At 55.1% G+C, this 1,426-nt stretch carries 2 protein-coding genes; both read left to right on the top strand.

The annotated features are described in order from the left end of the window. Nucleotides 1-312: 312 nt before the first annotated feature. The gene (gene hcp1, locus LD28_RS0118810; protein WP_005332563.1) at nt 313-831 is read left to right on the top strand and encodes a type VI secretion system effector Hcp1; all 519 of its coding nucleotides are present in this window, start codon (nt 313-315) and stop codon (nt 829-831) included. 363 nt (nt 832-1,194) lie between these two features. Next, nucleotides 1,195-1,426 (top strand): contractile injection system protein, VgrG/Pvc8 family (locus tag LD28_RS0118815; RefSeq protein WP_033138454.1); only part of this gene is annotated, 232 nt, incomplete at its 3' end.

Consider the following 1,426-nt stretch of genomic DNA (forward strand, 5'->3'; position numbering starts at 1 on the left):
TCTCTTGGGCTCTCAAGCAGGGATTGATTCGTCTGAATATCGGTGCAGCAGAAGTAGGAAATATCTGCGAGTTCAGTGAATAATGCTGAGTGGCGCAACATATTGCGCGAGTTGCAGTGAAAGACACTAACCCAGCAATTCTTTATAGTGCATGCAATTAATTTGAGCGACATGTTGCTCAACTCTGGGCTGATGCAGTCGCGCTATTTGGTTAAGTTATTGATAAATAACAATGTGGGAAGATTGGCATGGTCGCTGCTAAAGGTTGGTCGAGTGCTATCTCGTTTAACCAACTTATTTAGGAGCATACCCATGCCAACTCCATGTTATATCAGCATCGAAGGTAAAACCCAGGGCAATATCACCGCCGGTGCCTTCACCTCTGACTCCGTCGGCAACATCTTCGTACAAGGTCACGAAGACGAGATGCTGGTGCAAGAGTTCCAACATGTTGTCACCGTCCCGACTGACCCGCAATCCGGTCAGCCGGCTGGTCAGCGTGTCCACAAGCCGTTCAAGTTCACCGTTGCGCTGAACAAAGCTGTGCCGCTGATGTACAACTCCCTGGCGTCCGGCGAGATGCTGCCGAAAGTGACCCTGAAGTGGTACCGCACCTCCGTTGAGGGCAAGCAGGAGCACTTCTTCTCTACCGTGCTGACCGATGCCACCATCGTTGACATAGACTGCCAGATGCCCCACTGCCAGGACCCGGCGAAGTCTGACTTCACCCAGCTTATCCAGGTCTCCATGGCTTACCGCAAGATTGACTGGGAGCACACCGTTGCCGGTACTTCCGGTGCGGACGACTGGCGTGCGCCCATCGAGGCGTAAGCCTTGCTGCGGTACTTTGGTATTCCTTGTAAGTAGTAATGTGTCTTTGAGCCGGTTGTTCAACCGGCTTCTTGTACTGTGCATTTTCTCCAGCTTGGCCAATGGGTTGGCTGGAGCTTTTCTGTTTTGCCATCCCCCTGCCGGGGTTTGATGCCCAGCCGGTGAGCGCGGAGGGATGGCAAAGCACTAAAGGGTGTCCTGTGATGCAGACCCGAACCGCTCGTAACCTGATAACCCCCTTATCTTTGGTGGCCCTTGCGGCACCGGAGAGGGCGGTAGCGTGGCTGCGCGGCGAGGGCGTGTATGGGCGCGAGAGTTGGCAAGGGCTCAGGCACTGCTTGGCCGTGACAAGAGGGAAAAGCCATGGCTAATCAAACCGGATTGCAATTTACTGTCAAGGTGGGGGCGCTGCCCGAGAGCACCTTCGTGGTGGCGAGTTTCCAGCTGGACGAGGGGCTGAACCAGCCGTTTAACCTGCAACTGGAGGTGGCAAGTAGCCAGCCTGATGTCGACTTTGGCGCCGTGCTGGACCAGCCCTGTGAGTTGCTGGTTTGGTACAACGGCGAGCAGCAACGGCGGGTCTGCGGGGTAGTGA

Source organism: Aeromonas finlandensis, from assembly GCF_000764645.1.
In the GTDB taxonomy this organism is placed as follows: Bacteria; Pseudomonadota; Gammaproteobacteria; order Enterobacterales; family Aeromonadaceae; genus Aeromonas; species Aeromonas finlandensis.

Excerpts from the sequence above, each read along its gene's own strand:
- hcp1 (WP_005332563.1), top strand. The coding sequence starts at position 313 with ATGCCAACTCCATGTTATATCAGCATCGAAGGTAAAACCCAGGGCAAT.